At 57.4% G+C, this 25,557-nt stretch carries 32 protein-coding genes and 3 pseudogenes; 18 read left to right on the forward strand and 17 right to left on the reverse strand.

Features of this window, described 5'->3' with window-relative positions; all coding sequences use genetic code 11:
* Nucleotides 1-40 precede the first annotated feature (40 nt).
* The 3 genes and pseudogenes from AYJ57_RS20385 to AYJ57_RS25605 all read left to right on the forward strand — a co-directional run bounded on the left by AYJ57_RS20385 (nucleotide 41) and on the right by AYJ57_RS25605 (nucleotide 1,534).
* A complete protein-coding gene (locus tag AYJ57_RS20385; RefSeq protein WP_257784704.1) occupies nucleotides 41-418 on the forward strand; it encodes a GNAT family N-acetyltransferase in 378 nt (125 codons plus the stop codon).
* Between the two features lie 13 nt (nucleotides 419-431).
* Nucleotides 432-871, forward strand: a pseudogene (locus tag AYJ57_RS26245) (NUDIX hydrolase); the annotation flags it as partial.
* Nucleotides 857-1,534, forward strand: coding sequence for a GNAT family N-acetyltransferase (locus AYJ57_RS25605; protein ID WP_442974883.1), 678 nt, complete (start codon nucleotides 857-859; stop codon nucleotides 1,532-1,534). The pseudogene AYJ57_RS26245 and the gene AYJ57_RS25605, both read left to right, overlap by 15 nt.
* Before the next feature lie 54 nt (nucleotides 1,535-1,588).
* Here AYJ57_RS25605 and AYJ57_RS20395 read toward each other — a convergent pair whose 3' ends face one another.
* Together AYJ57_RS20395 and AYJ57_RS20400 are read right to left on the reverse strand one after the other, a co-directional pair.
* Nucleotides 1,589-2,137 (reverse strand): GNAT family N-acetyltransferase, encoded by a 549-nt coding sequence (locus AYJ57_RS20395; protein WP_066110499.1) that lies wholly within the window; start codon nucleotides 2,135-2,137, stop codon nucleotides 1,589-1,591.
* A 116-nt stretch (nucleotides 2,138-2,253) separates the two neighbouring features.
* Entirely contained in the window at nucleotides 2,254-2,715 is a 462-nt protein-coding gene (locus tag AYJ57_RS20400; protein ID WP_066110500.1) for a hypothetical protein, read from the reverse strand.
* A gap of 527 nt (nucleotides 2,716-3,242) precedes the next feature.
* Between AYJ57_RS20400 and AYJ57_RS26660 the strand changes: the two genes are divergently transcribed.
* On the forward strand, nucleotides 3,243-3,344 hold the full coding sequence (locus AYJ57_RS26660) for a hypothetical protein (protein WP_442974881.1): 102 nt from the start codon (nucleotides 3,243-3,245) through the stop codon (nucleotides 3,342-3,344).
* A gap of 501 nt (nucleotides 3,345-3,845) precedes the next feature.
* Here AYJ57_RS26660 and AYJ57_RS25990 read toward each other — a convergent pair.
* On the reverse strand, nucleotides 3,846-3,995 hold the full coding sequence (locus AYJ57_RS25990) for a hypothetical protein (protein ID WP_157374316.1): 150 nt from the start codon (nucleotides 3,993-3,995) through the stop codon (nucleotides 3,846-3,848).
* Between the two features lie 8 nt (nucleotides 3,996-4,003).
* On the reverse strand, nucleotides 4,004-4,282 hold the full coding sequence (locus AYJ57_RS20405; RefSeq protein ID WP_157374317.1) for a hypothetical protein: 279 nt from the start codon (nucleotides 4,280-4,282) through the stop codon (nucleotides 4,004-4,006).
* Between the two features lie 279 nt (nucleotides 4,283-4,561).
* On the opposite strand from AYJ57_RS20405, the pseudogene AYJ57_RS26505 reads away from it, so the two are divergent.
* The 3 genes and pseudogenes from AYJ57_RS26505 to AYJ57_RS26515 form a co-directional block, all read left to right on the forward strand.
* A pseudogene (locus AYJ57_RS26505) lies at nucleotides 4,562-5,247 on the forward strand (BCCT family transporter); the annotation flags it as partial.
* A gap of 64 nt (nucleotides 5,248-5,311) precedes the next feature.
* A pseudogene (locus AYJ57_RS26510) lies at nucleotides 5,312-5,721 on the forward strand (BCCT family transporter); the annotation flags it as partial.
* Between the two features lie 64 nt (nucleotides 5,722-5,785).
* Nucleotides 5,786-6,109 carry a BCCT family transporter gene (locus AYJ57_RS26515; RefSeq protein ID WP_250637306.1) on the forward strand — a complete coding sequence of 108 codons (324 nt, stop codon included), beginning with the start codon at nucleotides 5,786-5,788 and terminating at the stop codon, nucleotides 6,107-6,109.
* Between the two features lie 117 nt (nucleotides 6,110-6,226).
* Here AYJ57_RS26515 and AYJ57_RS20415 read toward each other — a convergent pair whose 3' ends face one another.
* From AYJ57_RS20415 to AYJ57_RS20430, 4 genes are all read right to left on the reverse strand, one after another.
* Nucleotides 6,227-6,439, reverse strand: a complete 213-nt coding sequence (locus AYJ57_RS20415; protein WP_066110502.1) for a hypothetical protein — start codon at nucleotides 6,437-6,439, stop codon at nucleotides 6,227-6,229.
* 101 nt (nucleotides 6,440-6,540) lie between these two features.
* The gene (locus tag AYJ57_RS20420; RefSeq protein WP_066110504.1) at nucleotides 6,541-6,831 is read right to left on the reverse strand and encodes a CcdB family protein; all 291 of its coding nucleotides are present in this window, start codon (nucleotides 6,829-6,831) and stop codon (nucleotides 6,541-6,543) included.
* Complete coding sequence (locus tag AYJ57_RS20425) at nucleotides 6,819-7,088, reverse strand: type II toxin-antitoxin system CcdA family antitoxin (protein ID WP_237220270.1); 270 nt, start codon at nucleotides 7,086-7,088, stop codon at nucleotides 6,819-6,821. Before AYJ57_RS20425 ends, AYJ57_RS20420 begins: the two co-directional genes overlap by 13 nt.
* A gap of 64 nt (nucleotides 7,089-7,152) precedes the next feature.
* Entirely contained in the window at nucleotides 7,153-7,437 is a 285-nt protein-coding gene (locus tag AYJ57_RS20430; protein WP_066110506.1) for a flavodoxin domain-containing protein, read from the reverse strand.
* 258 nt (nucleotides 7,438-7,695) lie between these two features.
* Here AYJ57_RS20430 and AYJ57_RS20435 point away from each other — a divergent pair, with 258 nt between their 5' ends.
* The 4 genes from AYJ57_RS20435 to AYJ57_RS20445 all read left to right on the forward strand — a co-directional run bounded on the left by AYJ57_RS20435 (nucleotide 7,696) and on the right by AYJ57_RS20445 (nucleotide 9,487).
* A complete protein-coding gene (locus AYJ57_RS20435; protein ID WP_157374318.1) occupies nucleotides 7,696-8,178 on the forward strand; it encodes a hypothetical protein in 483 nt (160 codons plus the stop codon).
* Nucleotides 8,160-8,777: a hypothetical protein gene (locus AYJ57_RS20440; protein ID WP_066110510.1), complete on the forward strand. Its 618-nt coding sequence runs from the start codon at nucleotides 8,160-8,162 to the stop codon at nucleotides 8,775-8,777. The genes AYJ57_RS20435 and AYJ57_RS20440 overlap by 19 nt, the downstream gene beginning before the upstream one ends.
* Nucleotides 8,778-8,847: 70 nt before the next feature.
* Nucleotides 8,848-9,018 (forward strand): hypothetical protein, encoded by a 171-nt coding sequence (locus AYJ57_RS25995; protein ID WP_157374319.1) that lies wholly within the window; start codon nucleotides 8,848-8,850, stop codon nucleotides 9,016-9,018.
* Nucleotides 8,996-9,487: a type II toxin-antitoxin system death-on-curing family toxin gene (locus tag AYJ57_RS20445; protein ID WP_066110512.1), complete on the forward strand. Its 492-nt coding sequence runs from the start codon at nucleotides 8,996-8,998 to the stop codon at nucleotides 9,485-9,487. The genes AYJ57_RS25995 and AYJ57_RS20445 overlap by 23 nt, the downstream gene beginning before the upstream one ends.
* Before the next feature lie 420 nt (nucleotides 9,488-9,907).
* On the opposite strand, the gene AYJ57_RS20450 is transcribed toward AYJ57_RS20445, so the two are convergent.
* Nucleotides 9,908-10,267, reverse strand: coding sequence for a hypothetical protein (locus AYJ57_RS20450; RefSeq protein ID WP_066110514.1), 360 nt, complete (start codon nucleotides 10,265-10,267; stop codon nucleotides 9,908-9,910).
* Nucleotides 10,268-11,570: 1,303 nt separating this feature from the next.
* Here AYJ57_RS20450 and nrdH point away from each other — a divergent pair.
* The 4 genes from nrdH (at nucleotide 11,571) to nrdF (ending at nucleotide 15,409) form a co-directional block, all read left to right on the forward strand.
* Nucleotides 11,571-11,792, forward strand: a complete 222-nt coding sequence (gene nrdH, locus AYJ57_RS20455) for a glutaredoxin-like protein NrdH (RefSeq protein WP_066110515.1) — start codon at nucleotides 11,571-11,573, stop codon at nucleotides 11,790-11,792.
* 8 nt (nucleotides 11,793-11,800) lie between these two features.
* Complete coding sequence (nrdI, locus tag AYJ57_RS20460; protein WP_066110517.1) at nucleotides 11,801-12,199, forward strand: class Ib ribonucleoside-diphosphate reductase assembly flavoprotein NrdI; 399 nt, start codon at nucleotides 11,801-11,803, stop codon at nucleotides 12,197-12,199.
* Nucleotides 12,187-14,337 carry a class 1b ribonucleoside-diphosphate reductase subunit alpha gene (gene nrdE, locus AYJ57_RS20465; RefSeq protein WP_257784703.1) on the forward strand — a complete coding sequence of 717 codons (2,151 nt, stop codon included), beginning with the start codon at nucleotides 12,187-12,189 and terminating at the stop codon, nucleotides 14,335-14,337. The genes nrdI and nrdE overlap by 13 nt, the downstream gene beginning before the upstream one ends.
* Nucleotides 14,338-14,446: 109 nt before the next feature.
* Nucleotides 14,447-15,409, forward strand: a complete 963-nt coding sequence (gene nrdF, locus AYJ57_RS20470; RefSeq protein WP_066110519.1) for a class 1b ribonucleoside-diphosphate reductase subunit beta — start codon at nucleotides 14,447-14,449, stop codon at nucleotides 15,407-15,409.
* Nucleotides 15,410-15,553: 144 nt separating this feature from the next.
* Here the strand turns inward: nrdF and pdxR are convergent, their stop codons facing one another.
* From pdxR to AYJ57_RS20500, 6 genes are all read right to left on the reverse strand, one after another.
* Nucleotides 15,554-17,188 (reverse strand): MocR-like pyridoxine biosynthesis transcription factor PdxR, encoded by a 1,635-nt coding sequence (gene pdxR, locus AYJ57_RS20475; RefSeq protein WP_237220271.1) that lies wholly within the window; start codon nucleotides 17,186-17,188, stop codon nucleotides 15,554-15,556.
* Nucleotides 17,151-18,050: an ABC transporter permease gene (locus AYJ57_RS20480; RefSeq protein WP_237220272.1), complete on the reverse strand. Its 900-nt coding sequence runs from the start codon at nucleotides 18,048-18,050 to the stop codon at nucleotides 17,151-17,153. Before AYJ57_RS20480 ends, pdxR begins: the two co-directional genes overlap by 38 nt.
* A 2-nt stretch (nucleotides 18,051-18,052) precedes the next feature.
* Complete coding sequence (locus AYJ57_RS20485; protein ID WP_066110521.1) at nucleotides 18,053-18,913, reverse strand: ABC transporter permease; 861 nt, start codon at nucleotides 18,911-18,913, stop codon at nucleotides 18,053-18,055.
* Nucleotides 18,910-20,004 carry an ABC transporter ATP-binding protein gene (locus tag AYJ57_RS20490; protein ID WP_066110523.1) on the reverse strand — a complete coding sequence of 365 codons (1,095 nt, stop codon included), beginning with the start codon at nucleotides 20,002-20,004 and terminating at the stop codon, nucleotides 18,910-18,912. Before AYJ57_RS20490 ends, AYJ57_RS20485 begins: the two co-directional genes overlap by 4 nt.
* Nucleotides 20,005-20,073: 69 nt before the next feature.
* Nucleotides 20,074-21,249, reverse strand: a complete 1,176-nt coding sequence (locus AYJ57_RS20495; RefSeq protein WP_066110524.1) for an ABC transporter substrate-binding protein — start codon at nucleotides 21,247-21,249, stop codon at nucleotides 20,074-20,076.
* Between the two features lie 116 nt (nucleotides 21,250-21,365).
* Nucleotides 21,366-22,307 (reverse strand): aminotransferase class IV, encoded by a 942-nt coding sequence (locus tag AYJ57_RS20500; protein WP_066110526.1) that lies wholly within the window; start codon nucleotides 22,305-22,307, stop codon nucleotides 21,366-21,368.
* 356 nt (nucleotides 22,308-22,663) lie between these two features.
* Between AYJ57_RS20500 and AYJ57_RS25615 the strand changes: the two genes are divergently transcribed.
* Nucleotides 22,664-22,948: an EamA family transporter gene (locus AYJ57_RS25615; RefSeq protein ID WP_237220273.1), complete on the forward strand. Its 285-nt coding sequence runs from the start codon at nucleotides 22,664-22,666 to the stop codon at nucleotides 22,946-22,948.
* Nucleotides 22,949-23,117: 169 nt separating this feature from the next.
* The gene (locus tag AYJ57_RS20505; RefSeq protein ID WP_066110528.1) at nucleotides 23,118-23,561 is read left to right on the forward strand and encodes a GNAT family N-acetyltransferase; all 444 of its coding nucleotides are present in this window, start codon (nucleotides 23,118-23,120) and stop codon (nucleotides 23,559-23,561) included.
* A gap of 92 nt (nucleotides 23,562-23,653) precedes the next feature.
* Here the strand turns inward: AYJ57_RS20505 and AYJ57_RS20510 are convergent, their stop codons facing one another.
* The gene (locus AYJ57_RS20510; protein ID WP_066110530.1) at nucleotides 23,654-24,115 is read right to left on the reverse strand and encodes a thiol-disulfide oxidoreductase DCC family protein; all 462 of its coding nucleotides are present in this window, start codon (nucleotides 24,113-24,115) and stop codon (nucleotides 23,654-23,656) included.
* Between the two features lie 231 nt (nucleotides 24,116-24,346).
* Nucleotides 24,347-24,802 carry a hypothetical protein gene (locus AYJ57_RS20515; protein WP_157374320.1) on the reverse strand — a complete coding sequence of 152 codons (456 nt, stop codon included), beginning with the start codon at nucleotides 24,800-24,802 and terminating at the stop codon, nucleotides 24,347-24,349.
* 329 nt (nucleotides 24,803-25,131) lie between these two features.
* Here AYJ57_RS20515 and AYJ57_RS20520 point away from each other — a divergent pair, with 329 nt between their 5' ends.
* Nucleotides 25,132-25,455 carry an H-NS histone family protein gene (locus AYJ57_RS20520; protein ID WP_066110534.1) on the forward strand — a complete coding sequence of 108 codons (324 nt, stop codon included), beginning with the start codon at nucleotides 25,132-25,134 and terminating at the stop codon, nucleotides 25,453-25,455.
* The last annotated feature ends 102 nt before the right edge of the window (nucleotides 25,456-25,557 follow it).

Raw genomic sequence — 25,557 nt, forward strand, 5'->3', positions numbered from 1 at the left:
GAGGACAAATGCTTGTAAGACGACAGTCAGACCCTGCGAGATTGGTGACTATCCCGCGCTCAGATCGTTCGATGAATTCATCGGAGATAGGCGCATCGACATGCAGCATGGCAACCTGGTGGTCGCCGAATTTCAGGGGGAGGTCGTTGGGTACGCCAAGGTCGCGCCCTCCGAGTTTCTGGGCTGGCCGCTGCTCTCAATCGTCTGCGTTGCAAATTGCGCCCGAAGGCAGGGCATCGGAGAAGCGCTGGTCGCTGACGTCTTACGAGACCCACGATGGTTGAGACTCTACAGCACGACTGAAGCCTCGAACATGGCGATGCGTGCTCTGCTGAAGAAGCTAGGTGCCGTCGAGGTGGGCTTCGCGGACAGGCTGAATATGTCTGACGAACGTGAAATCTTGTTCCAGTTAAAATAGGTTGCTCCAAGGCATGGCAAAATGGCGCCCCTCTTCAGGAATTCGAATGAAGGCCCTGGGCCTTCATTGGCGCGGAGATCGTCTGCTCGCAGCCGAGGTCTTGGATGACGCCGGTCGTGTAAAGGGGGTGCGTCCCTAGGAGGCACCGTGGAGTTCGGCGAAACTGCGGAGGCGGCCTTGCTCCGCGAGTTCCGCGAAGAGCTTGGAATTGAGGTCGAGGTTCTGGGCCCGCCCACATTTTTCGAGAATATCTACACCCACGAGGGCAGCCTAGGGCATGAGGTCTTGGCTCTCTTCGAGGTGGCGTTCCCGGCGGGGTCTTTTCAGGGACAGTCGCGCATCGAGTTTGTAGAAGACAATGGCACACCCTGCCATGCAGAGTGGTTCTCGCTCAGCGCTCTGGACTTGCCGAAAGGCCCACAGCTCTTTCCTGTAGGATTGAAGGAGCGGCTAAACAGGCCGGGAGCCGCCCGTCGTCGTGGCCTTCATGGCGGCGTCATACCTCCGAAAGCGCGTCCCGTTGATCCCCTCCCAATCTCGGTTCCGACCGAGGTGGAAACTGCGCGCTTACATCTTCGCAGACCTTTACCCACGATGGCTGATGCCCTCGCAGAGGCCAGAATCGAAAGCTTCGCCTCGCTGCACCCTTGGTTCCACGCCGAGATGGGGACGGAGGCGGAGGAAGCAGACCCAGGCTGGCAGGCAGCAAGGCTTGCCGCCGAAGTGACCGCCTTCAACCAGCGTGAAGACCTCACCTACTACATTTTCAACGCGGATAGGTTGATTGGGATGATCAGCCTGCGCCCGCTCTGGCGGCGGGGTCAGATCAAGCTGACCTACTGGATCCGGGCTTCAGCGCAGAGACAAGGGTATGGGCTCGAGGCGGTCGGTGCGATGGCTGTGCTCGCCTTTGACGCCTTGTCAGCGCGCCTAGTCACGACCGGCCACGCCGAACCGAACCTGGGGAGCGCGCGGCTGGCGCACGCACTAGGCTTCGAAAAGGTTGCGCGACAACCACTCGCTTGCGAGCTGCCAGATGGGACGCTGGTGGCCGGCATAGGCTATGCGCGTGAAAACAGGGATGGCCTGAAGGGGCACGTAGTCACATGGCGGTAGGTATTGGTCTTCTCCGATCTCGCGCACTTCGGCTGGCGCTTTCGCAGAGAGGACTCACCGCACTTTGGAATAGAGGAAGCAATCACGAGGAATGTCAGAGATGTTGGGGTGCCTGAAGTAACGCCGCATGATGCCCTCGCGCACCATGCCAGCCTTCTCCAGAACCCCGGCAGACGCCAAATTTTCCACATCACAGAACGCTTCCGCTCGGAAAACTTGGGAATGCGACAACGCATGAGCTACGAGCCAGCCCATCACCTCCGATGCGCAGCCTTTGCCCCAAGCTGATTGCCGAAGGGCGTACCCGAAAGTGACCCTATGCCCGAGCACCTGCGGGTGAAACATCCCAACGAGTTCTGCGGGCTGCTGGCGATCGAACGCGACCAGAGGGAAACCCTTTCCCGACTCCCACTCCGAGGTTGCAATCTGCAAGAACGCGGTCGTTTCCGTGACGTTCTGGTGAGGCTTCCAGCCGAGGAACCGAGTGACCTTGGCATCGGTCGCATAGCCATCAAAGATGGCCTGTGCGTCATCAAGTCTGACACGGCGGAGAAGATAGCGGGCGGTCTCAAAGCTGTTTGGCAGGCGATATTCTTCGGTCATTCCGCTACGCTAGCGATATAGCGCGATCCTGCAATCCAAGATGTCCGCTTCGTCCGCCCAGTAGGCGCTAGGGCTGGGCACAGCGATGGCAGTAGCGAGCCCTTGGCTGCCACTACTCAACCGAGGAAACTGCGCGACTTCAATGCTGAAGCCATGTGATTGAAACGGTCGAGAAATGAGCGCGCGCGTTGTCGTGGGTCCATCAGGTACTGATCCGGACCGAGCATCTTCCTCGCATTCAAGTCTTTGGTTTCAAGAAGATCGAAGTCCACGCCCACGATCTTGCAGTGCCAACCGGGTGCCGAAACCTTTGACCATCCCGAAGTGTGGTGGGCTAGGAGGTTTGCCCTGCAGGAATACCCACGGAAATCAAAGGCAAGGACGCCATCGGTTACGAAAATGTGGTTGACAAATCCTTTGCCCGGAATGATCCTCTCCGCGCGAAAACCAGCGAGAGGGGCGGCCTCAAGATAAATGCCGGCCAAGATATGGCATGCGCCGTGTCCGAAAAATATTCGGTCAGGCAGCTGCCACCGACGATGCGGGTCTTGCTTGATGCCCGGGTTCAGTTTGTACATGGGGTCATCTTAGCCCAACCGGAATATAACGAAAGTCCGCTTCGTCCGCGCAGTGGTGGTCCGATGCCGCATTGTCGCATGGCTACACAGTGCCCTGCTACGACACTCGTCTTGCCTTTTTCGGTCGCTCAAATCCAACCGCTCTGAAGCGGCAGCCGCCACCCTTGCAAGGCTTCTCAGCGTTTGCTAAGATGACGCGAACAAGAATAGGAATTGGTCATGAAATTTCGGTCTCTTGCTGTTTCGAAACTGACGCAGCTCGATCTGGACTGGCCACTTGAGGTCTCAGCCGAATGAACGGCGTTGAAACCGCATTGATCTGGAAGACGCGAGACCCCGTTCCGTCGGACCGGTGGCATGCGCATCCTTCCTACGCACACCTTTGACGAGGCCCCGAGAGTTGGACCTCATTTTCGTGCCAGGCGGACCCGGCCAGATCGATTTGATGGAGGACCACGAAACACTGAATTATCTGCGTCTCGTCTCAGAGCAGTGCCAGTGGGGTTACTTCCGTCTGCACAGGCTCTCTGGTCCTCGCCGCAGCAGGTCTGCTCACGGGATACCGTGCAACGTCGCACTGGTCTTCGATTGATCAACTTGGCCTGTTTTGGTGTCGAAGCTGTTGCTGACGCGTGGTCCGAGACCGAAACCGGATTTCCGGCGCCGGAGTCACATCTGGCATCGACTTCGCTCTGAACATTGCAGCCGATCTACTCGGCGAGAAGGCCGCCCGATCAATCCAGCTACAGATCGAGTATGATCCTGAACCGCTTTCAAAGACGGGTCACCTCGTAGCGCCGACCCTGAGCTAATGTCTGAAATTCGCTCGGACATCGCGCCTTTCATTGCTAGGCGACAGCGGGCGTCTGAAGTGGCGGCTGGCGCTTTACGACCGCCAAAAGGGTCTGAGGAGTGACGGAAGCAGACTAAAGGACAAACGTCCGGAAAGTCCGCTGAGGGAGCACTCCATGCTCATGTCGTGAAGGTCCGCTTCGTTGGGCAAGGCGTCTCGAGGGGAAGTGCAAGAAAGGGCTGGAAAGCGTCGTCGGCTTCTTTGCGCTGCGTGAGGAAGTTGAACCGGTGCTGCGGCGGGACTTAGAAGAACGCCTCGCCCGCCATATGACAGAAAGTCAGCCTGCCACATCAGCGAGGTTGGCATCGAGCAGAGCTTGTTGGTCGATCGGAGAGAGCCCTTCATCGAGGATGTCGCAGATGACCTCAAAGACGGCAGCGGCCCTTGCGTCCGATGATGTCTCCCAGATCCATTCGGAACCCGCCATGGCGACATCTATGAGGTCACCGCGGACCGGTTCGAGATCTTCTCTGGCAGATCGAGCGCGATCTTCACATCGCCCACACCCTGTCGAGGTATGTTCGAATTTTCAGCGTAGAGCTCGAAGTTCGTGAAAAATTCCTGTTGGATTCCGGAAGAGACTGCGCGGCTCACGATTTCCAGGATCGGACGCAAGATGGCCTTCGTTTCCTTGTGTCCATCTACGGCTTCCAGCGCATCGAGCATTTTAGTCTGCCCGCGAAGGCTTGTCGGAACAATCAGTTCAAGTCTCACGCTGCAGTATCCCCCCGGCAGTCATCGATTTTTCTGAACTTATAGTTTCGCGTGGGTATGGCAAGGTGGGGGCATACAGCCTCGCGTCAGGTAAGGAGGGCACGTTGAGCTCTTCCGCGTTGCCCAAATTGAGACGCTACGTGTTGACATCCTCCGGCCGTTTTCGATAGGCGGCCGCTCCGATGCGAGACTGCTCAGTCGCCGCGTCGCAAACGGAACCCCAGCCCGCGGCCAGGAACGCGGACGAGCGCAATACCGACTTCCCCCCGAAAGGACGATATGTCTGACAGACAATGCCCGGACGGCCATAGTGGCCGCAGCCGGAGCCTCGACGTGCCGCTGGTGCTTCTCACCGGCGGTTTCATTCTCGCATTCTGCGCACTGGCGCTTTTCGACATCGATCTGCTCTCTGCTTGGGTCGACGCGGCCTTCAGCTTCTCTGCCCGCTGGTTTGGCCTCTACTGGCAGCTGCTGCTTCGGGCCACGTTCGTGATCGGCCTTGTGCTGTGCTGTCTTCGTGGCGCGGGCACTCGTATGGGAGGCACAGACACGCCCGAGTTCTCCCGCTTCCAGTGGGGGTCCATGATCATGTGCACCCTGCTGGCGGCGGCGGAGTCTTCTGGGCTGCTGGTGAACCGATCGCGCACTACCTTAGTACCCCGCCGCTCTTCGACGACGTTTCCGGCGATCCTGAGGCAAAGGCGCACGCAGCGCTGGCGCAAGGGTTCCTTCATTGGGGCTTTCTCGCCTGGGCGATCCTCGGGGCGCTCGCAACGATCATGCTGATGCACTACCACCACGATCGGGGCTTGCCACTGGCGCCACGCACGCTCCTCTATCCCGTCTTCGGCGACCGAGTGATCTATGGGCCGCTCGGCACGATTTTTGACGCCTTCAGCATCATCTCCGTCGTCGCGGGCACCGTGGGGCCGATTGGTTTTCTTGGATTGCAGGTCAGCTACGGCCTCAACGCGCTTTTCGGTGTGCCAGACAGCTTTGCTACCCAGGCGGTGGTGATCCTCGCGGCTCGTGGCGATCTACTCGATCTCTGCGGTCACCGGGCTCGCCAAAGGCATCAGGGTCCTGTCGCAATTCAACATCGGGTTGGTCTTTGTTGCTTCTGGTCTTCATGGTCGTTGCGGGACCGACGACGGCGATCTTCTCAACTTCGCGGGTGGCTTCACCACCTACCTGGAGAACTTCGTGCCTATGGCGCTGTTTCGCGGTGAAGCTGGTGCCTTTGGCGATAGCGCTTGGCTCGGGTGGTGGACGATCTTCTTCTGGGGTGGTTCATTGGCTATGGCCCGCTGATGGCGATTTTCATCGCACGGATCAGCCGTGGTCGCTCGATCCGGTCGATGATCCTGATGCTCTCGATAGTGGCGCCTTTGGTTACCAACTTCTGGTTCACCATCATCGGCGGTTCCGGCATCACCTTCGAGCAGATTGATCCGGGCATCATCTCCACACCCTTTGAGGGACTGAACCTGCCGGCGGGACTGTTTGGCGATTACCCAGGCCTTCCCCTTCGGAACGGCGCTGTCGATTGCTTTCCTGGTGCTCACGGTGGCCTTTGTGGCGACCACAGGCGACTCCATGAGCTACGTTGTCGCTCAGTCCATGTCCGGGGGCGAGCCACGCACCTGGTTGCGGGCATTCTGGGGCATCGCAATGGGCATCATGGCGGTGATCCTAATTTCCATCGGCGCCGGTGGGATCAGCAAGCTCCAGAGCTTTATCGTGGTCACGGCAGTGCCGGTGTCGCTGACACTTCTTCCCACGCTTTGGGATGCACCGCGTATCGTTTGGCGACTGGGACGACGCTGAACTTTGCCAGATAGAAAGGGGTCGGGCAGTTGAGTTCCGACCCCTACGTGCCACTCGAGAGCGACATGGACCTAGGCACAGCGGCAGTTGAGTGCCTGGCGAATGAGGCTGACGTCTTCAACTCGCGAGCCAGGCGTCGACCAAGCGGTCGAGCGCCGCCCAATCAGTATACTCCTTGTCGCTATCGAGATGTGCCTCAGGGTCCTTCATCGCGATGATCCGGCGCATCACGAAGCGTCTGAATAAGTCGTATTCGTGTGGGCGGTAGGCGCCGGCAATCTGTTCGGTATGGCCAGGCTTCCATCCTGTGGCGTCCGAAAAGTCGTCCAAGACCCTTTACAGGCCTCGCCAGTCCTCGGCGTCGGTGACCGGCCGCCGAAAGAGAGACCGAAAGAAAAGGGGGTGTCCGCAAATCGCGTTGGTTTCGCAACCTAAACGCCCGCCATGAGGACATCGACAGCTTTCGTGACGAGATCACCCTGGTCTGCGACCGTCCCGACGCGGCGCAAACCCGCCCGTCGAACAGCCGCAATCAGCCTCGTGGCAAGGACCAAGTGCTGGCCGTCATGCTCGAGTTCGGGGTTCAGATGCCGGACCGCCGGGTAGTTGGGAAGGAGAGGAATGACGACAACGGCAGGATCAGGCGGTAGCAGTTCGCTTTCGACCGTGACCATGAGAACGCCGTTGTATTCCGCGACATCGAACCGGCTCAACTCTTCCATGAAGCCCCTCCGGGAGCCGCAATGATGTCAGCCAGAGGGTGCCCGTTTCTCGCGTGCCAATCCGACTGGGCGGCGAACGCATCCGCATTCTCGGCAAGCCATTTCTCGCGTCGTGCGGCAGCGACCGCCTTGACCAATGCGGCCTCAGCGACGGCGGAGACATTGACTCCGAGTTCCTTTGCGCAATCGAGCGCCTCAGCATCAAGGGTCAGAGACGTCTTGCGCCGGACTTGAGATACCATGCAATCATACTCCATATCGATACCTCCATTATATACCGCCGCCAACATGACACAAGACCTCGAACGCCGAGGCCTCAGGTCAACCAACACGGTTTGCGGACACCTCCAAAGAAAAAAGCGATGGCATGCGATTGAGGCGATCGACTTCCTGTGCGGCAAATTCTGTAAGTGATCTCTGATATTCGTTGGCGTGTACGGAGGCGGCCAGAACCACTCGGTCGAAGCTTCCCAGGTCGATGTCCAGGGCTTCGATCAAAGGTATCAGTTCGACCGAGTTGCCAGCGTCAATGATCTGAGCTGCGACGAGACGGGCGATTTTTCGTGTCTGGCCTTGGTGTGTTGCGTAGCCGATCAGGACCTTCATCTCGCGCCTCCAAGCAATGCGAATTGATGGCGTCTCCTAGCCCAGACGAACTGGGCCGGGACTACCTGATAATGAAGCGGTCAGGGGCCCTTGTCCTTGAGGAGCATCAAGATGCAAAGGCTCCGACAAATTTGAAAACCCGCTCAGTTGTAGGTGCACACACCTGACCGCGGGCGCCCAGTCGAACTTCCGACAATGTCCCCAAACTCATCGCGAGGAAGCCCTCAAAGAAACCGGGGAGCAAATCCGGAAACTTTCGTGAAATCGCTCATCTGTATCCCACAGGCAAAGGAAAGCAGGGATGCTATGAGCAATTTTCAGAGTTTGATCGCGACGCTTGGCGAGCGCGGGTTTACAAAGGGTATGTCGACCTCTGAGGGGCAGTTTCTGCATCGTGACGTCAACGGAACCGACGAGATCTGCGTTCACCTCACCGAGAGTACGTTTCCGGCGAACAAGCCCGGCGCCAACATCTGGCTACAGGACGCTCACAACGCGCGGCCCAAGCATAGAGAAGATGTCCTGACCGGCTCGTTTGCAGACTTTGAGGGGGAGCTGTTTGATCGCATTGTTGGTCTAGAAGCTTGGGCGGCAAAGACGACGGTTGAGGCTGTCTGCATGATCCAGCGCAGGATGGGAGCATGTACGGGAATATGGCGCATCCTGCCTTCCCGTCGGATGTCAAAGACCCCCACAAAGACTATCGGCGAATTCAGAACTACATGGACTCCACGACACTGAAGCTTGTGGTCGGCGGAGAGAAAAAGTCTGAAAAGATGCCTGACGTCTTCAAAAAGGTCACGCCGGGAAAGGTCTCGAAGTATCTCGACTTCAAGGCCGCGGACACCTACCGGGGGTTTTCAAGCCGAACGCGCCGGCTTCAGAATGGGGAGATCGAACTCGCGGTCGCCCACCTCGAGTACTTCGACAGCGTGGAGCCCAATGAGGTAATCCCATCTGAGGGGCACACGGTGTTGCTTTTCGATGAGAAATCTCATGAGGTCCTTTTCCGGAAGCATCTTCCAGAGAGCGGTGATCCGTTTGTCGATCAGGAGAAGGCTTATCTCCTGGCGGCCGCTGTCGAGGCAAGCAGGATGAGCTTCGTGGCCGACGGCGCTGAGTTCCTGACGTCCTATCTCGCCGGCGAGCGTGTTGACCCAGACCTTGCGGAGATGGCGTTTGACCTCGTTCGCGAAGACCAATTCGAAGCCCTGGGCGAAGGGGACGATGAGCTTCTTTGGGCTGAGTTCGCAGACGCTCTTCACGAGAAGATTCACGGCTTTGCTTATGATATGGAAACTGCGCTTCTTCCGGCAGCCGCGGGGCCGGTCATGGCCTAAGGCTGAGTTTGTCGTTTTCAGAGTCGGCTGATAGGTTCCAGAAAACGGCAGCTCAAAAAACGAGATCACGATGACTGACAAAAACGAAGACACCAAGCCAGCTGATGAGGCTCAGGAGCAGGAAAAGGGGCAGGGCGCGCGCGAGCGTTTCATGAGCCCGGCTCAGCGCAAGCTTCTTCAAGGCGGCATCGACAGTTTGAAGAAGAACGGACCTGCCTATGACATTCTCAAGAACCGATGACATCGCAATAGAAGACCAATTTGGCATCCCGGATGCCTACACCTTGGAAGTGATCCATGACATCGAGCTTGAGCGCTCGGGCGGCCTATCTGGCCTTCGAGAGCCCAACCTGCTGGAGTCCGCTGTGGGGTCGGTGATCACCGCAATGAGCTTTGATCCTGGGATGGATCAGGTCGATGCCGCCGCGAAGCTGGCCTTCGGCATCATGAAGAACCACCCCTTCGCCGACGTTAACAAACGTACCGCTCTCGCGGCAGCGGAAATGACCTTGAAAGGCGCCGGATACGAAGTGGTGGCAGACCCGGAAGAGCTGGCGGATGCGATCGTGGACTTCGCGGCTAATGCCAAAGGCTATGAGCCAATTTCAGAGTGGCTTCGCGCGCATCTCGAGCAAAATCCAGAGTTCTGCCTCGGTGACGAGGCAGCTGAGTTGAAGGTGGCATCGCTCTCAACTGATTACCGTTACTGATGTCGACGGCCATCCTGAATAGTGGTGTCCACCAAGAGCGGCGGAGGACCTCTTTGAGTGTCCGGAACCGGGCGCACTTGGAGGGCCAAAAGAGGCTTACGAGCTACCAGAGCTCGGCACTGGGATTGAACGCAAAGCCGCTGAAGGCTATCGCGAACGATGTGCCTTTTGAAATTGGCGGACATCCCCGTGCGTCGCACCGCGTGACATAGTCTTTAATCCTTGGCGCCTTCTTTGCTACGGTCACTCCGGGCCATCGTGGCCTGCGCGTCGGCTTTCAAGGCCGCAGCCTCTTTGGGTGAGAACCCAAGATCCGCGAAGACGTTTCCTCCAGCAGGGGTTGTGTGAGCGATCATGTCAGAGTTTTCCTTTGTCATTATTTCTTCCTTGGCTGCCCCGTTAAATATAGGTGGCTTGAGATTAAAAGGATAGAGGAGAAACCGGTTGCTCGCACTCGGGCTTCCAACCAGTGTTGCCCGGGTAGAGGTCGAAATCGTACTCCGGGGCGAGCCGGCGAAAGGCTTCGATCACTTCGGTAGCTGCATCATCCTCAATGAATAATGGGTCGAGCAGCTTCGGCAGCACTTCCGATGATACCGAGCGGCCAGCCTCGAGGTTCCAAAGATGAACTGAGGACTGCTTGTTGCCAAAAAAGATTACGAGCGCGGTGCCTTCGGACAGACGTCGGCCCGGATGTATCTTTCGACCGTGCTGTGCAGCAAGGTTCAGGTCTTCGACGCCGAGAGCGGCCTCGAAATTCGGATCATCGTCGTCTCTCATGTTGGCCTCTCTTCAAGTTGTACCTGTCTTGGAGTTCAGACACGGCCTTTTCTGGTTTGCGGTTCCAGAGACGCTGGAAGGTCTCACGTAAGGGTCTCATGGTGAGGACGTCGTCCACACCTCTGGAGAAGGCTTGCGGTTCGAGCGTGGCGCCCGAGCGCTTCTTGTCTGGGCTCATGGTAGGCCTCCTTCCGTATAATGTCTGGCTTGCACAGTGAACTCCTCGGGAAAGCAAATGCTCGCGGCCATGCAAGTTGTATCATTGTCCGCTCCACGCATTTACCTGTTCGAAAATGGTTTAGTGCATATAAGGAGTGCGCCACGCGATGTGGTTGCCATCAGATGGCGGTTTGTCTCCTTTGGCCGCAATCTTGATGCTTTTGACATGCTTCTTGGGTCGCCATCACTCGTGGGTGGCGGCCCGGCTTGTTTCTACACACTCGCGTCGCCAGGAGGGAGAAGCCAAGGGCTGCTTCATTGGTGTCATTAACGATTTGATAACAAAGTTGGTCTAGATATCCTCCTTGTACCGCCTAGCGCGGTCTCACTCGGATAGACATATCCATTCCTTCTTGTTGTTGTACCGTTAGGCCGCTTCCTCCGGGGAGCGGTCTTTCTTCGTAGCAAGCGCAGGCCCTGATCGCGTCACGGAGAGGCCACGAACTCGGATAGCACCAGGTCTCCATCGAGGCGAACCCTCAGAGGACGGTCTGCCCACTTTCTGACGACCCACAGCCCATTCACTTTTCGGGGCCTCCGCCAACCTGATCCGATCGGCTTCGCATAGGACATACCGTAGGAGAAGCTCACGAGCACTTTGTCGGGCCTTCCATTTCTATCCAGTGGGATGTCGGCATCTTCGGCCGGTCGACTTGGGATCACCTGGGCGACCTTTTCTTATCTGTCTTTGCGAAGTTTGGCCTCTCTTTGGAGGCATATCAACTTACTCGAAGATCATCCATACTCGCAATGATCTGTTAACCATATTTCAGCTATATGGATAGTGTACAGTTCTACGACGTATATTTTCCTTTCAGACTGGCCGCGACCTTCGGGTTGGCGGCCTCTTTTTTTGTCGCTGTGACGGAGGCTTAGCACGAAGGTTCGACAGGCCCTTTGTCGCATTCAATTGGCTCACCACCTGATCATGAGCGCCCAGCGCGCCGAAGCCGGCGAAGGCCCGTACAAACCATTCAGTAAACCACGCCTGCTATACCACGTATGTGGTCTCGACGAGTGTTGTCTGACGCTTGCCGGGCAGGCTTGGTCTGCAGCAGAGACCATGAAGTAAAGGAAAGAATTCATGAAACCCAAAGTCTACTCGAAACCAAACTGTGTGCAATGCACGGCGACCACGCGGGCCCTCAAATCGAAAGGCATCGACTTTGACGTCGTGGATCTGTCTGAGGATGCAGAAGCGATGGCCGAGGTCACGAGCCTCGGGTACCGTCAAGCACCGGTTGTGATGGCTGGTGAGGTGCACTGGTCCGGCTTTCGTCCCGACAAGATTGCGCAGATCGCCTAACGCGTCCAATGAGCGAGATCGTTTACTTCTCATCTCGTTCTGAGAACACGCATCGCTTTGTGCAGCGCCTCGGCCGCAAAGCGATGCGTATCCCGCGCCTGCCAGCTGAGGACCTACCAGAAATCTTTGAGCCCTATGTGCTCTTCACGCCGACCTTTGCCGATGGTGAGGGCCGTCATGCCGTGCCGCGACAGGTGATCCGCTTTCTCAACGATCTTGAAAGACGACGGCTGCTACGTGGGGTGATTGCGTCGGGCAATCGGAACTTTGGCGAGACCTTCGCCATCGCAGGCAATGTGGTGGCTCAGAAGTGCCAAGTGCCGCTGCTCTACTGTTTTGAACTTGCGGGGACCGATCGTGATGTTGCCCGTGTAAATGAAGGACTGAATGAATTTTGGAAAAGTTGAATTTTGACACCGAGCATACGTCGACTGAAGGGCAGGGGCTCGACTACCACGCTCTGAACGCCATGCTGAACCTCTATGACGCTGATGGAAACATCCGCTTCGATGCAGACCGAGAGGCCTCACGGCAGTACTTCCTGCAACACGTGAACCAAAACACCGTCTTCTTCCACTCACTGAGCGAGAAGCTGCAGTACCTGGTCGATGAAGGCTATTATGAGCCGGAAGTGCTCGAGCAGTACGAGCCGGAGTTCCTGCAGTCAATTTGGGATGAAGCCTATGACCAGCGCTTTCGTTTTCCGACCTTTCTCGGGGCCTTCAAGTACTACACCTCCTACACTCTGAAAACACGTGACGGGAAGCGTTACCTCGAGCGCTATGAAGATCGCGTTGTCATGACTGCGCTGGCCCTTGCGCGCGGCGATGCTGATCTTGCGCGCCTGTTTGTCTCCGAAATTCTCGCCGGCCGTTTTCAGCCGGCAACGCCGACTTTCCTGAACGCCGGCAAGAAGAGCCGCGGTGAGCTGATCTCCTGCTTCCTTTTGCGGGTCGAGGACAACATGGAGAGCATCGGCAGGTCGATCAACTCGGCGCTGCAGCTTTCCAAGCGTGGGGGCGGTGTCGCGCTCATGCTGACCAATGTCCGAGAGACCGGTGCACCCATCAAGGGGATCGAAAATCAGTCTTCGGGCGTGATCCCGGTCATGAAGCTCCTCGAGGATAGCTTCTCCTATGCAAACCAGCTCGGCGCGCGCCAAGGGGCAGGGGCCGTCTACCTGAACGCCCACCATCCGGACATTCTGAAATTCCTGGACACCAAGCGTGAGAACGCGGACGAGAAAATCAGGATTAAGACGCTCTCGCTCGGCGTGGTCATTCCAGACGTGACCTTCGAGCTGGCGAAGCGCAATGAGCCCATGTACCTCTTCTCGCCCTACGACGTCGAAAAGGTCTACGGCGTGCCGTACTCAGAGATCTCGGTCACGGAGAAGTACGAGGAGATGGTCGAGGACAAACGCATTCGGAAGACCAAAATCAACGCGCGGGAGTTCTTCCAGACACTGGCCGAAATCCAGTTCGAAAGCGGCTACCCTTACATCATGTTCGAGGACACCGTGAACGAGGCGAACCCGCTCGCAGGCCGGGTCACCATGTCGAACCTCTGCACCGAAATCCTTCAGGTCGCCGAGGCGTCCGAGTTCAACGCGGACCTGAGCTTTTCGAAGATGGGGGCAGACATCTCCTGCAACTTGGGGTCGCTGAACATCGCCAAGACCATGGATGGCCAAGACCTTGGGCTTACAGTCATCGCTGCTATCCGGGCTCTCACAGCGGTCTCTGAAATGTCAGCGATCGACTCCGTGCCTTCAGTCCGCCGCGGCAACGACGATAGTCACGCGATCGGCCTCGGACAGATGAACCTTCACGGCTTCCTCGCACGCGAGCACATCCACTACGGCAGCGAAGATGGTGTCGAGTTCACGTCGGTCTATTTCGCGGCGGTCGCCTATCATGCAATCCGTGCTTCGTGCGATCTCGCCAAAGAGAAAAGGGCCACCTTCAAGGGCTTCGAGAACTCTGCCTATGCCGATGGCAGCTTCTTCGAGAAGTACGTCACCCGAGATTGGCTTCCTACGCGAGAGCGCGTGAGCGAACTGTTCGAGTTCATCAGTCTGCCCACCAGGGCTGAGTGGGAGTCTCTGAAAGCGGATGTGATGAAGTTCGGTATCTACAACCGGAACCTCCAGGCGGTGCCTCCGACGGGCTCGATCAGCTACATCAACAACTCGACCTCTTCGATCCACCCGATCGTGTCCAAGATCGAAATCCGCAAGGAAGGCAAGATCGGCCGTGTCTATTACCCGGCGCCGTTCATGGACAACGACAACCTCGAGTACTATCGCGACGCCTATGAGATCGGCCCAGAGGCGCTGATCGATACCTATGCCGCGGCGACCGAGCACGTCGATCAGGGGCTGTCGATGACGCTTTTCTTCCCGGCGGAGGCTACCACCAGGGACATCAACAAGGCGCAGATCTACGCGTGGAAGAAGGGGATCAAGACGATCTACTACATCCGCCTGCGCCAAGCGGCTCTGGAAGGCACTGAGGTCGAGGGCTGCGTCTCCTGCAGTCTCTGATCTGCCCGATCACCAGCGCGGCCCCTGGGCCGCGTTTCCCCCGGGCCTGCTCGTTTCCGTCTGAAAGTGGCGGCCCAGACCCAACAGAATTCAGAACCGAAAGACACCTATGACCGACATCAAGATTCCCCGCGCCATCAACTGGAACCGGCTCCAGGACGAGAAAGATCTCGAGGTCTGGAACCGCCTGACCGTCAACTTCTGGCTGCCCGAGAAGGTGCCGCTGTCGAACGACGTGCAGAGTTGGGCAACCCTCACAGAAGAAGAGCGCCAGCTCACCATCCGGGTATTCACAGGCCTGACCTTGCTCGACACCATTCAGAACAGCGTAGGCGCCCCCGCGATGATGCCAGATGCCCAAACTCCGCATGAAGAGTCTGTGCTGACAAACATCGCTTTCATGGAGGCAGTGCATGCGCGCAGCTACAGCTCGATCTTCTCGACTCTATGCTCGACCAAGGAGGTGGACGAAGCCTTCCGCTGGTCTGAAGAGAACCCTCACCTGCAGGCGAAGGCGCGGGCCGTGCTGGAGACTTATGCGACCGATGGCGACCCGCTCAAGCGCAAGATCGCATCCGTCTTCCTGGAGAGCTTCCTGTTCTACTCCGGCTTCTATCTGCCCATGTACTGGTCGAGCCGCGCAAAGCTCACCAACACTGCCGATCTCATCCGTCTCATCATCCGGGATGAAGCCGTTCACGGCTACTACATCGGCTACAAGTTCCAGAGGGCCCTGGAGCGCGAAACGCCGGAGCGCCAGCAGGAGCTGAAGGACTATGCGTTCGGCCTGTTGTTCGAGCTCTACGAGATCGAGACCAGGTACACCGAGGAGCTGTACGACGACATCGGCCTCAGCGAAGAGGTGAAGTCCTTTCTGCACTACAACGCGAACAAGGCGCTGCAGAACTTGGGCTTCGAGGCGCTGTTTCCGTCTGAAGCCGCGGAGGTGAACCCGGCGATCCTGGCGGCACTGAGCCCCGACAGCGAGAACCACGACTTTTTCTCGGGATCCGGCTCGAGCTACGTGATCGGTAAGGCAGTGGCCACCGAAGACGAAGACTGGGATTTCTGAGGTAATAACTATTTCATTTGCGCCCTCTCGATTTCCGTGAGGACTTATCCGACAAAAAGAGCAAAGCGGGCGATTTTTAGGTCGCCCGCAGCAGGAACTCCCCAAAGCGAGTGCGGGGCTTCCTTGCGTATTGTCAATCCAAGGCTACCGACGAGCGAGGCTTTGGCAGATGTTGGAAAGTTGCCGGATACCGGTGTCGATCTGTTCAGGGGTAAATGTCGCGAAGCCTAGGATAAGTCCGTCGTCAGCAAGCGGGGCGCGCGCGAATGCGGAAGTCGCCTGAACTTCCATCCCCTCTGCTTGAGCTGCTTGGGAGACTTCCTTGGCGGTCACGCCGGCGACCGTAAGTTTCGGGCCAAGACTTGCTACGAGTTCGAACCCAGTCTGGCTTCGTCGTGGAATAAGCCAGCCCGAAAGATCGCGCTCCATCGCAATCAGAAGCAACTCCTGCCGGTCAGCATAGAGCTTTCGCATACGCCTGACGTGCTTCGAGAAATGACCAGCTTCCATGAAGTGAGCCACCTGAAGCTGCGGGAGGATTGCGGCATAGCGATCAAGTACGGTGCGCGCCGCAATCACAGGCTCTACGAGGCGCTTCGGCAGGATGGCATATCCGAGCCGCAAGGCCGGGAACAGAGATTTAGAAAAGGTCCCCAGATAGATGACCGATTGGGTGTCATCGAGACTGAAGAGAGACGGCAGCGCCTTGCCGCTGTAGCGAAATTCGCAGTCGTAGTCGTCCTCAAGGATCCATGCGTTCGTCTCGCGCGCCCATTCGATGAGCTCGATACGGCGTTTAAGCGAAAGTGTGCTCCCTAAGGGAAACTGTTTGGAGGGGCTTGTGTAGATCATGCGGGCATCCGGGGCGCGTTTCCGTGCCTCAGCTACGATGAGCCCATTCTGATCGACTGGTGCTGGCACCGGCTGGGCTGAAACGGCGACGGCTGATGCATAAATGCCATCATAACCGGGGTCTTCGCACACAACCTTATCCGACGGCATGAGTAGCAAACGCGAACACAGGTCGACTGCCTGCTGGGCGCCGGCGAAAATAACAACTTCGGAGGCAGAGCAGACGAGTCCTCGCGTGCGCGCGGCGTGGATGGCGATTTGCTCGCGGAGGGCGAATAGTCCTTGAGGGTCGCCTTCTCCAAGAATGTGTGCTGCCTGTTCTCCACGCAGGCTGCGCAGCACTTCAGTCAGCGAGCGCGCCCAAAGTTCTGTGGGGAATACGTCGATCGCGGGCAGATTTGCACGAAAAGGAACCGGGCGACGCATGTGTCGGAGCGTTGGCGGCACCTGAGCAACTTCCGGACGCATCTCCGCAGCGCGCCCGATGTCGCCGGCGGCCTCCAGCGCTGGATTGAGCCGGGATTTCCGCTGGGCTTCGGTGAAAGGTGGGGCCGCTGCAACGAAACTTCCAGTGCCTGTCTGACCTTCGATCCAGCCTTCCGCCGCGAGCTGCTCGAAAGCCAGGACCATTGTAGTACGCGATACATTTAGTTCCGTCGCAAGCTTGCGGGTAGAGGGTAGTCGGTCTCCGGGATGCAGGAGGCCGCGGTCAATGCCGTTAGCCAACGCCTCATAGACCTGATGGTACAGTGGCGTCGCTTCCTGCTCACGGTTGATGGCCAACGCCAACATATCGAGGAGGGGCGGGGTGCCGCCCGCTGCGCTCGCGTCAGCCTTCGACCGGCCGCTTCGCGAGGAGGTCGGTCGAAGGTTCTTGTTGGAGGCGGGATCAACCAACGGCGCTTTGCCTTTCAGGTCTGTGGCCAAAACGAGCGATGCCGCGCGCCATGGCGAGATACATTGCTATCAAGATCGCTACGACCACCAGATTGACAAGTGTTGCCAGCGCGAAAAGCTCGGGTTTCACGCCATATCGCAGCGCTCCCCAGGCGACCGATGGTAAAGTGGGCGTCGCGCCTAGGAGGTAGAAGCTGATCTCGAGGTTATTGAAGGACAAGATGAACGAGATGAGGAAGGCCCCCATTAAGCCCGGCCAAATGAGTGGGAGGGTCACTTCTCGGAAGGTCTGCAGCGGAGTGGCACCGAAAACTGTCGCTGCCTCGTCGAGCCGCCAGTCGTAGCGGAAGAGTTGCGTGGCGATGATCAACAGTGCGTAGCTGAAGCAGTGAACCGAGTTGGCGATAATCGCAGATCCGAGGTTGCCGGGTAGACCGAGAAACAACCCTGAGAACACCAGTGACGATATTCCGACCAGTACTTGCGCAACGAAGAGCGGTGCCACGAAAAGGATAACGAAATACCGCGCCCGACTACCGGAAAAACGGATCACGCCGATTGTGGCCATCGTTGCCATCGAGACTGTCAGTGCGGCTGAGCCAAGACCGAGCATAATGCTGTTAACTAGAGCGCGCTGATAGAGTTGGTTGCCGAAGAGATCTGCAAAGGCTTTCCCGGTCAGCTGTGGCGGATAAGGAAAACTGTGGTTTTTCGAAACAGAACTGAGCCCTATGTGAAAGATTGGCAGGTAAAGGAAGATATAGACGAGAGCCATCACCGTCAGGAGTACAGTTGCGGTGATCATCGCGCGCATTGAGATCGTTCTGTGTTTGGGCTTGCGCTGAGTCTGTGCCATGCTGCGCATTTCTTGTCTTGCCGACATGTCACTCATTCTCAAGCCCTTCCCATTCCAGAGAAGCCGGCGCGGCGTAGATCGATGCGGAACATCAGTAGCGTGACCGAGATCGATACGATGAAAAGAATTACGCCCATAGCGGCTCCCAGCGCCCAAGTTCCCGATTCAGCAAATTGCTGCGCCAGAGCCATTCCGAAGAGTGTGCCGTCCGGCCCGCCCAGAAACCGGGGAACGAGGGTTGTCGACAGGCAGGGGATGAAGCACAGCACAACCGAAATCAGCGTCCCGAATAGGTTGAGCGGCCACGTGATCTCGAAAAACGTGCGGACCGGTCCTGCCCCGAAAATTCTAGCGGCGTCTGCGAGCCGCGCATCGAAGTTCAACAATGAGAGGTAGATCACGGTAATCGCGATGGGGAGGTAGAGATAGACAAGGCCAATGGCGCTGGCGATGTTGGAGTACATCAAGAAGCGCAAGGGCATGGCGCCCATGTGCATCAAGGCAGCATTGATCAGCCCCATTGGCCCGAGGAGTCCCTGTAGCGCGATCACGCGAAGGACTTCGCCAGTGAGAAAGGGGACTGCGAGCGCAAGAGTGAAGAGAAGTTTGTAGCGTCCGCCATAAACCATGATGGCATAGGCAACAGGCCATGCAATGCCGGTGCAGATCGCTGAGACGGCCACAGCCATCACTACTGAACGCAAAAGGAATACCTGATAGGCGGGCTCGACCAACAGTGTGTGGAAATTGCCGAAGTTGGCCTCACGGATGATATGGTAGTTCTCAGTTCGCCAGAAGGCGAGCACAGCCATCGAGACTAGTGGCAAGACGAAGAACAACAGTAGATAAACGCTCGGCATTCCGAGGAAGGCCAGCCTTGCGATCCGATTGTCTCTCATGCGACTTTCTCCACTGGCTTGTCGCTGGCCACGGCGAAAACGTCGATGTCTCCAGGTTTCCATTCCGCGAGCACCCGCGCTCCTGGCTCAAACAATTTAGTCGCACGCGGGCTACTAACCGACAGTTCTAGCGAGCCTGCATCGAGGATGTAGTCGATTTGCGGTCCCCGCAGGATGATGTCGCGGACAGTACAGGCGAGTGTGTTTGCGCGTGGGGAGAATCCATCTCCGATCGGCGATAGGCTGATCTTCTCGACCTTGACGAAGGCTTGCGCTGGGGTGCCGGGAATTCCGCGCGGGCCCTCAGGTGGCAGGGCGAGTTGTAGACCAGAATTAGTCTCTAAAATCGTGCCGCCAGCGGCGATGTGTCCGTCAAATTTGTTCGATCGACCGACGAATTGAGCGATAAAACTGGTCTTGGGTGTATCGTAAACGGCACTGCGTTCGGCGAAATCTTCAATCCGGCCCTTCCGCACGACCGCGATACGGTCGGACATGCTGAGTGCTTCTTCCTGATTGTGTGTCACATAGATGAATGGAATGCCCAGCGTGGCCTGATGCCGGCGGATCTCGATCTCCATTTCCTGTCGTAACTCCCGGTCGAGGTTTGCCAGAGGTTCGTCGAGAAGCAGGGCCTTGGGTTTGCCCACCAATCCACGACCAAGTGCCACGCGTTGTTGCTGCCCACCTGAGAGCTGGTTTGGGTAGCGGTCTTCTAGACCGTCAAGCGACATGAGGCTGACAATCCAACGCAGCCGCTCTTCGATGTCGGAACGTGACATCTTCATCATGCGTAGTGGAAAGGCGAGGTTCTCGGCGACGGTTCGGTGTGGGAAGAGAAGGAATTCTTGAAAAACCATGGCGACACCGCGCCGATGCGGAGGTAACGCGGTGACGTCCTGCCCGTCGATGATGACGCGACCTCGCGTAGGTCGCTCGAGTCCAGCTATCATCCTCAGAAGCGTGGTTTTACCTGAACCGGATGGACCTAGCAGTGAGATGAACTCTTCTCGGCCAATGCTCATGTTGGCTCGATCGATGGCCCAGAAGCCTGAATATTCCTTCGATATCCCGTCAAGGGTAATATACATGGTTGTACTCTCGCGAAGTATGGGAGGGACAGCCCCGGCGCACCGGGGCTGTGTGTAGATTTGGTCGGATCATGCTGCTTGCATGTTGGACCAGACCCGCTCCCATTTTTCAGTCGAGGAGGGCTGGTCGAACATGTACATGTTCGCCAACTCGTCGGTGCGCTCCATAAGGTAGAGGTCCACCTCTTCGGGCGACGAGATCGAGCGGATATCGACGGTTGTCGAAGTCCCTGCGCTGAGAGAAACTGTGCGGATGACCTCGGGCGAGGTCATCATGTCGATCCAGGCCGTCGCGAGTTCTAGCCGTTCACCGTCTTCGACACCGGAAGATACAAGCCAAGTGTCGACCCAGCCAAGTCCGCCTTCTTTCGGGGTCAGGACGTGATCGAAGGTCGTATCGATTTCTCCCTCTGCTTTGGCTGTGCGAAGTAGGCGGTAGACCTGCGCGAACTCGGGTGCTGCGACGATAGCTTGTCCCATCAGCAACTGGCGCAGTGTATTGTTGTCTTGGTAACGGGTGAGCAGAAGGCGTTTTTGCTCGATTAGTAACTCTTCGACCCCTGCGAGTTCTTCGTCGGTGAGAACGTATGGGTTGAACGACTTGCCGTCCGGCCGTTCTCCATTGATTGTCCCCATTCGCGTAGCGACGAGTATACCTGCCAGCGCAATATTCTCTTCGAAGCGCGCTGAGGTGGAGAGCCGACCGGCGTGTTCGGGGCTGAACATCATTTCGATGCTTGAAGCCTCGTCGCGTGAGACGGTATCGGCATTGTATGTGATGCCGTAGCTTCCCCAGCAGAAGGGCGCGCCGAAGATCTCTCCGCTCTCTTCGTCCATGAGCAGCTTGAATGCCTCGGGCTCGAACACCGGGAAGAAGCCTCCTGCGCTCTTCATCGAGCGGAAGTCAAAGCTCCGGATCAAACCTTCTTTGTAATAGAGGCCTGGCCAGTAGCCATCTGCCTGCACGAGATCGAAGTCGCGGGTGCCGCCGACGCGGAGCTTATTGTAGGCCTCAGAATTTCCGTCGAAAAAAGTCGGCGTGAAGCGGATACCATGCTGCTCTTCGAAGGCCGAAATGATTTCAGGCACGGCATAGCCTTCCCACATCAAGGCGCGCAGACTGTTGGATTGCGCCTCTGCGGGCCGGATGTAGTAAGGGGCTGCGATTGAGGAAGCCGCGCCTGCGGCCATGAGTTTGAGAGTCCGGCGACGGGTAAACTGCGTCTTTGTATTTTCCTGTGTCATGAGTTCGGTTCCCTGTTGGAGAGGTAGTCGCCCTCCGGCGCCGCCGGGGTCGATCTTTGAAATCTTGCAGGTTGTGTGCTGCGCGAGCCCGTATGAAGGGGCTCGCGCAACCTCAGTCACGCATCGGCCGGAACGAGGAAGGGGTTTTCAGCGTCGGCATAGTTGATTGGTGTCATGTGCCAGCCGTCCTTATGCTTCTGCCAGTAGAGGTCCTTGATCTTGGAACTGATCGGGCCGGGGCGGTCGTTGCCGTAGATTTTCCCATCCACACGGGCACACGGCATGACGCCGCCGGCAGTCGTCGCGGTAAATACCTCGTCGGCATCCATTATGTCCTGATAGGTGATCGGTGCGATCTTGCCTTCGAGGCCGAGCTCCGGGCAAAGGTCGAGCACAGAGAGGCGGGTGACCCCTTCGAGAGCCCCGCGATCCGGGGTTAGGACCTCAGTACCCTTGACAATGAAAACGTTGAAGCCCGCGCCTTCTGTCAAATACCCTTCTTGATCGAGCAGGATTGCGGTGTCGGCCTGCTTGTCGAGCGCCTCGAACATTCCACGCGTGAAGTCGCGCCACATGTAGTTCTTGAGGGTCGGGTCGAGGGATTTTGGAGAGATGCGCGGCGTCTCGGATACGATTAGATGGGCGCCGCGTTCTTGAACGTCGGGCTTAATTACGTCGACCCATGGTACTGAGTAGGCGATGAAGGTGTTGTCGCAATCCATCGGGTTGCGCGAGCCGTAGACGCGGGGCACGCCTCGGGTCGAAACCATCGCTACGAAAGCGTCCTGAAGTTCCGAGAGTGCAACGCATTTGCCGAGGATGTGCTTCATTTCTTCGCGGCTGTATCCTGGGTCCAGCCGGTAGCCTTTCAGCGACTTCGCGAAGCGGTCGAGGTGGGTGTCGAGGCGGAAAAACGCGCCGTCAGTGACATGCACGACGTCATAAGTGACGTCTGAATGCGTGAAGCCCCAGTCCCCGACGGGGATGCGGGCTTCAGAAATCGGAACATATTTGCCGTCGATGAAAGCCGCGCCGCCTTTGTAGATCGTATCTGTCATTAGAAGGACCAACCCTGTTTGTTCGTAGATGGTCTGATCATCTCGCTACATGCTGCGCTGCGGAAAGGTCCACTTGTGGCAAATCGGGTAAGACCACTTCACAAGAGAGGAGGATTTCAGAGTATATCTTTTTTTAACAGTGACTTGGCGTGAGTGGTGCTTGTGCTCATTTTAGCGACTTTGGTTGTGAAAGCCCGATTTGCATGCAAAAAGGAGCTCCCTGACGATCAGGTGGTGACGAAAAATATGGTCCGCTGTGTCCTTGTTGTAGGCGTACGCCACTAGCGTTGAAGTAGGGTGACCAATAAGCGCAGAGTGGCGCTAGACCACCTAATCCTCTCTGGCAGCCCTATACAGTGGGCTGTCGCCGCTGGGTCACGAACGCAAGCCCTCTAGAAACCTCTGCTTGGACGATGCTTTTCGGAGCCATCATGTTGATACTGGCCTCCTTCGCTTTGGAGAGCCCGATTTCGTCGTTCGCAACTGCTGGGACATCAGGGTGGAGCGCGACACTGTGGATGGCGATTGCCGGCTCGACGCTTGCATTCGCATTCTGGCAAATTGGGATCCGTGCTCGGGGCCCAGGGCCGACTTCAGTGCTGTTCAACCTGGGCCGGTGGCTGCCCTGTTTATTGCCATGATCTTCGGCCGCATGCCGAACGTCTCGCAAATGTTTGGCGTCGTTATCGCGATCGGTGGCGTCCTATGGGCCAGCGGCAGACCACCTAAGCCGTAGATGATGGCTGCCGCATTGCACAGTATGTAGATGAGTGTCTACTTGCTAAGCAGGAAACAGCACGTGGCGAGCATATGATTACCAGGCCTGCAAATGCGGACGACATCCATGACCTCGCAGCGATCTATCGGGACTTCTTCCTCGAGGATGGCATCACAACAGAGCCGGAGGCGATCCAGACCAATCTTACGCTCATGTTGAAGGATGAGCGGGCATGCATCTTCGTGTGCTTGGTGGATGAGGAGATCGTCGGGGTCTCGTCTGGAAGCATCACCTTCGGCGTCGAATTCGGCTGCGCAGCGGAGCTGGAAGACCTCTACATTAAGCCGGAGCACCGGGGGCGAGGATGGGCGCGGAAGCTAGCGACCGCAGTTCTAGAATGGGCGGAGTCGCAAGGCGCTACGGAGACGATCTTGGTGATTACCCCGGAGGCCGAGGCTGATCAGGGGCTGACCACTTTCTATCGGAAGCTTGGCTTTGAGGACTCTAAGCGCATCACGATGTATCGGCAAAATTGACTGCTTTTCGCCGGGCACCCAGCGACGATGAGTGCGTAGATGATGGCCCCAGCCCTCAGGTCACCACAAAGCCGCCTACAGCTCAATGTCGACTACTGGATCAGTCTACGTCGCAGGCGCTCGTCTGGCAGGGAGCACATATCGGTCTTTCCGAAGCGATAGCGGTTCAGGGCGATACGGCGGTACATCCATTCGCGGACCGGCCGAGGGAAGACGCGTAGGGCGGTTGCGAGCTTGCCTATTCCCCCGAGGGCTTCTCCGATCCTGATAATCGCTTCCATGCCTGTCCAGGCTCGCCCGTTTTCGAGGAAGAGCCATGTCTCAGGATCATCAAGTGCAAGGCCGTAGTGAAGCCCCAGGGCCTTGCCAGTCGGAGACTGGAGTGGGCAGATTCTGAATTTTTCAGTGTGGTCGAGCTTCGCGATCGTTCGCGCACCCCATGAGCAGAGAGCGCAGTCGCCATCCATGACAGCAAGCGCCCTATCGTCCTTGAAGGAAGGCACTTCAGGGTCTTCGCGATAGGAGTAGGGGTTTCGATCGATCAGATTGGCCATGGTCGCCTCGACGGTTGTTCTGAGCTCAGCGTAGAGCGTCTGGCTCGAGACGCAATCAAAGCCGCTGAGCGCCGATAAATAAGCCTGCGGGGTCCATGTTGCTGAGCTTGCCGGCCATCCGAGAAAATTGGGTGGCCGGCACTAAAGGCTGTTGCCAGCCGAAGCAGCCGAAGCTGTCTCGTTAGCTTGTGCTAACTCGGTTCCTACCGGGTTAACCGGCGGTGGGTGCCCTCAGGACATTTCACACTTTTTGATGCCGGACGAGCCGGTCAGATCGAAGGTAAAACGGTCGCCAGAGGGCGTCGTCCAAATTGCTTCGGAGCCCGTCGCGAGTGCGGTGATGATGGCGTTGTGCTCGTCTTTGCGAAGCTGGCCCCAATCTCTCTGCACATCGCTCGAGAAGATCGTTCGATCCTGACGGGAGCTATACGTCGTGTCGCCGGTTGCAACCTCTTTGCCATCGACGGTGATGGAGCTCAGGCCAGCCGCGATATGGGCCCCTTTTGCAGAGAAGGTGAGCCGGGAAGACATGCCAGTGCAGCCATAGAAGAGGCCGTAGCTTTCGTCGCTGGTCGAGTAGTTACCTTCGAATTGACCCATGGGGGCCGCCGCGTGGTGCCATCCCTCCGCGGATGCGCCGCCTGCGATGACCGCGAAGAAAGCTGCAGTCAAAACCGATTTATTCATGATACACCTATTTTTAGGAGGGACTGTTAATGTCCCGCCATCGTTGATATGTGTGGTGAACATCTTGGGAGCATGCAAGCCTAAGTTGCTTTCGCGTCGAAAAAAATCGGCTCGTTTTTTTTGGCGGTGCGATATTTCAGCCTCACAATAGTGACGCGTCGAGTGTGGTAAAAATCTCTGTTTGGGAACTTTGCCCTAGCCTTAAATCGAGGCCAGGTAGAGAATGCTGACACAAAACATGTCCCCAAAATGAGCGGTATTCCGCTATAATTGCTTGTCTTCACTATTCGCGGGTTTAAATCGTTCGCTACGGAAATCGGAGACAACAAATGTATGAACAGTCAGACCTCGTTGAGATGGACAAAGCTGAGCTCGAAAGTCTTAGCAAGCGAGTGAGCAAAGCGCTTGAAGACTACGACAATCGGCAACGCGCTAAAGCGTGGGCCGCTGCTGAAGCGTCGGCCAAGGAATTTGGGTTCGCGCTCAGTGAGCTAATGCAGAACCCGGGCAAAAAGGCTTCGAAAGGCGCTCCCAAGTACGCACACCCAGAACAGCCGTCTGAGACCTGGACCGGTCGGGGCCGAAAGCCCAAGTGGGTTGAGGCGCACCTCGCAGCTGGCGGTGACTTGGAAGAGCTCGCGATCGCCGCGTGAGCTACAAGCTTCTTTGAGAAGGGCCACCCGGGATACTGATCCTGGGTGGCCGTAGACGTCTGAAGCCGTCTGCAGCGTTGCTATTTGGCACCTGGCTGAGGA

The organism is Salipiger sp. CCB-MM3, from assembly GCF_001687105.1.
Classification (GTDB): domain Bacteria; phylum Pseudomonadota; class Alphaproteobacteria; order Rhodobacterales; family Rhodobacteraceae; genus Salipiger.